Annotated in this window: 7 protein-coding genes; 2 read left to right on the forward strand and 5 right to left on the reverse strand. The window is 71.6% G+C overall.

What is annotated here, in order from left to right; all coding sequences use genetic code 11:
* Together RMO85_RS01365 and RMO85_RS01370 are read left to right on the forward strand one after the other, a co-directional pair.
* Positions 1-642: acyl-CoA desaturase (locus RMO85_RS01365; protein ID WP_310525977.1), on the forward strand; the 642-nt coding region annotated here is incomplete at its 5' end.
* 167 nt (positions 643-809) lie between these two features.
* On the forward strand, positions 810-1,070 hold the full coding sequence (locus RMO85_RS01370; protein WP_310525978.1) for a hypothetical protein: 261 nt from the start codon (positions 810-812) through the stop codon (positions 1,068-1,070).
* A gap of 24 nt (positions 1,071-1,094) precedes the next feature.
* Here the strand turns inward: RMO85_RS01370 and RMO85_RS01375 are convergent, their stop codons facing one another.
* The 5 genes from RMO85_RS01375 to RMO85_RS01395 all read right to left on the reverse strand — a co-directional run.
* Complete coding sequence (locus RMO85_RS01375; RefSeq protein ID WP_310525979.1) at positions 1,095-2,660, reverse strand: phospholipase D-like domain-containing protein; 1,566 nt, start codon at positions 2,658-2,660, stop codon at positions 1,095-1,097.
* Between the two features lie 59 nt (positions 2,661-2,719).
* A complete protein-coding gene (locus RMO85_RS01380) occupies positions 2,720-3,367 on the reverse strand; it encodes an HAD family phosphatase (protein ID WP_310525981.1) in 648 nt (215 codons plus the stop codon).
* Positions 3,364-3,819 carry a PTS glucose transporter subunit IIA gene (locus RMO85_RS01385; protein ID WP_310525982.1) on the reverse strand — a complete coding sequence of 152 codons (456 nt, stop codon included), beginning with the start codon at positions 3,817-3,819 and terminating at the stop codon, positions 3,364-3,366. The genes RMO85_RS01380 and RMO85_RS01385 overlap by 4 nt, the downstream gene beginning before the upstream one ends.
* Before the next feature lie 82 nt (positions 3,820-3,901).
* Positions 3,902-4,132 carry a PTS glucose/sucrose transporter subunit IIB gene (locus tag RMO85_RS01390; protein ID WP_310525984.1) on the reverse strand — a complete coding sequence of 77 codons (231 nt, stop codon included), beginning with the start codon at positions 4,130-4,132 and terminating at the stop codon, positions 3,902-3,904.
* Between the two features lie 28 nt (positions 4,133-4,160).
* Positions 4,161-4,784, reverse strand: a 624-nt coding sequence (locus RMO85_RS01395; RefSeq protein ID WP_310525985.1) for an SIS domain-containing protein, incomplete at its 5' end; no start/stop codon positions are given.

Genomic DNA, 4,784 nt, shown 5'->3' on the forward strand with positions numbered 1-4,784 from the left:
TCAGACCCCGAGTTCCGTCGTCGCGCGAAGAACGTGCTCTCCAAGATCCGCAAGCAGGCCACCAAGGACTACGTCGCGCACCCGATCCTGTCGATCCCGACCGGCTCGTTCCTGCCGACCCTTGCGGCCAACGTGACCGCCAACATCGTGCGCAACCTCTGGTCCAACTCGATCATCCTCTGCGGTCACTTCCCCGAGGGCGTCGAGACCTTCGAGAAGCGCTCGATCGAGGGTGAGACCAAGGGTGACTGGTATGTCCGTCAGATGCTCGGCTCGGCCAACATCTCCGGCTCCAAGGCCATGCACCTGATGAGCGGCAACCTCTCGCACCAGATCGAGCACCACTTGTTCCCGGACCTGCCGTCCAATCGCTACGCGGAGATCGCGCCGAAGGTGCAGGCCCTGTTCGAGAAGTACGAGCTGACCTACCTCTCCCGCCCGCTCGTGCCGCAGGTCTACTCGGCCTGGCACAAGGTCGTGCGCCTCTCGCTGCCCAACGGCTGGCTCGCCACGACCAGCGCTAAGAACCTGCCGAGCCAGCTCAAGCTTCTCCACGCCATGACCACCAAGGGCCCGAAGATCCGTCGCGCGGCCCAGGCCCGCCTGGAGCAGGTCGCCCGCCGCGAGAAGGTCGCCGCCTGATCGCACGTGTCTAGTCCGGTTGGTAAATCTTTGGGCGAGCTGGCTTCGGTGATCCGGCGGGGGCGACATCATCCCCAACCTGGGCGATGTTGCGTTCCGCCTTTCGGGAGACGGTGGGCGTCGCACGGCACAGGAGTCATCTCGGGTCCATCGACAGGGGCGCAGGGATGAACACGCACAAGGCCGAACGGCCTTCTGACATGACCGACCGGCTTCGTCACCTCGAGCAGCTCCTGGCGCCCACGGTCCCGGCGCCCACGGTCGTGGCGCAGCGGACCGCGCCGGACGAGGAGACCGCCTCGCCCTTGCTGGACGTGCAGCCACACACGGGTCGGATCTACGTCGCCGGCCACGAGCCGCACTTCCGTCCCGTGACCCTGCTCAAGCCCAGCCGCTCGACACGTGAGGGCGATCCCGACCCGCGCTGACGGCCTGACTCGGCGCCGCCGCGGTCAGAAGCGGTCGACGCGTCTCAGCGGCCGGGGTCGGCCGTCGGGGTCGTGGAGCAGGAGGTACGGCGCTGTCGCGAGCGCGCGCCGGACCACCCCGAGCCGTGGTGGCTCGAGGCGCCGGAGCCGGCCGGGCGGGCGGGGGCCGGACCTGTCGCGGGCGTGCCAGGCGTCCAACGCGGTCGCCGCGTCGGCGTACGCCGCGAACATCGCCTCGGGCTCGGCCAGTTCCTCGACGTCCTCGCGCGAACGGTCGAGGTGCTCGGCGGCCAGCGTGAGCCTCAGGTCGCGGGCGAACTCACCCTCCGGGTCGACCACCACCGTCGACAGCTCCGAGTCGTGGGTCCACGATCTCCGGTTGAAGTTGTCGGAGCCGATGCTCGCCCAGGTGTCGTCGATCGTGCACGTCTTGGCGTGCACGTAGATCGGCGTCCCCGCTGCGTTCTCGAGACCGTAGACGGACACCCGGTCCGGCGCCGTGCGGTGCATGTCGAGCATCGCCCGGCGCCGGCCGAGCAGCTGGGCGGTGCGGCTGAAGCCGGTCACGTCGGGGTGCATCGGCACGACGGCGATGACGTGCAGCCCGCGTTGACGGCGCAGCGCCTCGACGAACACGTTGCTGACGTGGTGGCCCCAGAGGTACTGGTCCTCGACGTAGACCAGCCGCCGGGCCTTCTCGACCGCCTTGGTGTAGCCACGGGCCACGCTGCGCTCGCCACCACGGGCGAACGCGTAGTCGCGGCCCTGCCGCAGGTCGGGGTAGGTGCGCAGCAGCTGGACCGAGTGCCGTCCGGCGGGCGGCGGGGGCGGCAGCTGCTCGGGCAGCGGGTCGGGACTGGTGTCCAGGCCGCGCAGTCGGTCGTGCAGGACCACGATCGGACTTCGGCGCAGCGTGGTCGGGTCCTCCCAGCGCTCGCGGAAGACGGTCTCGACGTCGTGCACGGCCGGCCCGGTGATCGCGGCCTGGATGTCGTGCCAGGGCGGGGTGGCGCCGTACTCGTCGGCCATCGTGTCCAGCACCTGCGGGTCGCCGCCGTGCATCGCGTCGTCGCGACGGGAGTGGCACAGGTCGATGCCGCCGACGTAGGCGACGTCCCTGCTGGGGTCGTACTGGTGCCGGATCACCACCATCTTCTGGTGGTGCGAGCCGCCGGTGCGCACCCGCATGTCGAGGATCACCTCGGCCCCTCGCCGCTGCAGGCCTCGGCCGAGCTGGGCGTTCTCCCGTGCGGTGAAGCCGATCGACTCGCTGTGCGAGCGCCACACGAGCCCGCGGACGTCGACCCCGCGCTCGTCGGCGCGGCCGAGCACCTCGATGACTTCGCTGCCGGGCTCGCCGGTCAACCGCTCGTCGGCGTCGCCCTGCCAGTCGGTGAACAGCACCAGGTCACCTGGGCGTGTGGCCTCGATCCGCTCGAAGAGCTCGGCGAAGTACGTCGCCCCGTGGATCAGCGGCCGGACCAGGTTGCCCTCCGACCAGGCCCGGTCGCCGGGGTGCTGGTCGTCCAGGCGGGTCTGCGGGTTGCCACGCTCGGTCTGGGTGAGCAGCCAGTCCTCGGGTACGCCCACCCTCGCACTGTAGGCGCTCACCACCCTCGTGGCCGACCGGCCCGACCGGCCCGAACGAGCTACGGCACGAGACGGCGTACCAGCTCGGCCACCGCACGCAGGTCGGGGTGGGTCGCGTGCGCGCCGGCGTCGCGCAGCTCGGCGGCCGGGCGGCGGGTGGTGACGCCCACGACGTGCCCGACGCCGGCCGCGACCGCGGACCGGACCCCGGCGGTGCTGTCCTCGGCCGCGAGGGCGGCGCCCGGGTGCAGCCCCAGCCGTTCGCAGGCGAGCAGGTAGCAGGCGGGGTGGGGCTTGCCGTCCACCACGTCCTGGGCGGTCACGACGACGTCGACCAGGTCGAGCAGGCCCAGGCCGTCACCGACCGCCTGCTGCACCCAGGCGGGTCCGGCCGAGGTCACGACCGCGATCCGGACCTCGGCGTCGACGGCCGCCCGGATGAGCTCGGGTGCGCCAGGGACGGCCGCCGGCGCGACGTCGCGCGGCACCAGGTCCGTGACCTCGCGGGCGATGGCGGCGTGGTCGTCGTCGCGCCACGGGCCGTCGAGGGTGGGGAGCACGTCCTCGGCACGACGGCCGGTGAACACCGACAGGTCGGGCACGTCCCAGCCGCGGGAGGCGAAGAAGCGCCGGTAGCCCTCGCGCTGCAGCGGCTCGGAGTCGACCAGCGTCCCGTCGAGGTCGAGCAGCAGCGCGGCCGGCTTCACGCGGTCGTGAAGAGCAGGTCGCCTGCCACGACGTGGGAGCCGACGGCATCGGAGGTCACCGAGCCGCGAGGTGCGTCCATCACGACGACGGGGACGACGGTGGAGATGTCGGCACCGGAGATGGTCGCCGGATCCCAGCGGATCATCGGGTCGCCGGCGGCCACGTCGGCGCCCTGCTCGACGAGCACCTCGAAACCGGCGCCCTCGAGGCGCACGGTGTTGATGCCGAGGTGCACGAGCACGCCCACCCCGTCACCGAGCACCACGAAGGCGTGCGGATGCACCTTGAGGACCTTGCCGGCAATGGGGGAGACCACCGTGGTGGGCCCGTCCGCCGGGGCGATCGCCACGCCGGGGCCGACCATCTCCTGGGCGAACACCGGGTCGGGGACGTCGGCGATGGCGAGCACGGTGCCGGGGCACGGAGCCAGGACCTGGACCGGCGAGCTCACGCTGTCTCCTCGTTCTCTCGCAGTTCGGCCGCAGACGTGCGGCTCGTGAGCGGGTGCAGGCCGACGCGGCCTCTCGCTTCGGTCACATCAGGTCCGCGATGTCTTCGGCGAGGTTGTCCGCCTCGGGGCCGACGACGACCTGGACGGTGTTGCCCGCCGCCATCACGCCGTGCGCGCCGGCGGCCTTGAGCGCGGCCTGGTCGACGAGCGAGCCGTCCTTGACCTCGGTCCGCAGCCTGGTGATGCATGCCTCAATCTCGACGATGTTCGCGGCGCCGCCGAGGCCCGCGAGGATCTGCTCTGCCTTGCTCATGTCATTTCCCCTTCGTGTGGATGGTTGATCACTGTGAGTCAGTCCTGGTCACCTTCGCCAGGCCCCTGGGCTTGTCAGGGTCGAGGCCGAGGTCGCGGGCCAGCCGTTCGATCATCAGCTGGGCCGGCACGATCGCGGTGAGCGGCGTGACGATCTCGGGCAGCGTCCCCGCCTCGAGGTGTACGTCGCAGTGAGCCCGGAACTCGTCGGTCCCACCGATTCCCAGGATCCGTGCCCCGCGCGACGCCAGATCGGTGGCGAGCTCGACCATCGGTGCGGCCAGCGGTCCGTCGGCCGCGGCCACCAGCACGGCGAGCACTCCGGACGTGACCACCGAGATCGGTCCGTGGCGCAGGTCGGCGTAGGAGTAGCCGCGCACCGGCTGGAGGCAGGTCTCCTCCAGCTTGAGGGCGGTCTCCAGCGCCGTACCCATCAGCAGGCCGCGGCCGGAGACGACCACGTCCGTGGCCTCGTCCAGAGCGTGCGCCGCGGCGGCGACGTCGACGGACAGGAGCGAGGAGACGGCGTCGGGCACCGCTGCCAGCGCTTCGGCGAGGTTGCCGCCGAGGCCGTCGGCGAGGACGGCCATCGCCACCAGCTGGGTCAGGTAGGTCTTGGTCGCCGGCACGGCGACCTCCGGCCCGGCCTCGGT

The organism is Nocardioides sp., from assembly GCF_031422975.1.
Lineage (GTDB): Bacteria > Actinomycetota > Actinomycetes > Propionibacteriales > Nocardioidaceae > Nocardioides.

What these genes read in the sequence shown, in the direction of transcription:
- RMO85_RS01370 (WP_310525978.1), top strand. Translation starts at nt 810, where the DNA reads ATGAACACGCACAAGGCCGAACGGCCTTCTGACATGACCGACCGGCTT.
- RMO85_RS01390 (WP_310525984.1), bottom strand. Translation starts at nt 4,132, where the DNA reads ATGAGCAAGGCAGAGCAGATCCTCGCGGGCCTCGGCGGCGCCGCGAAC.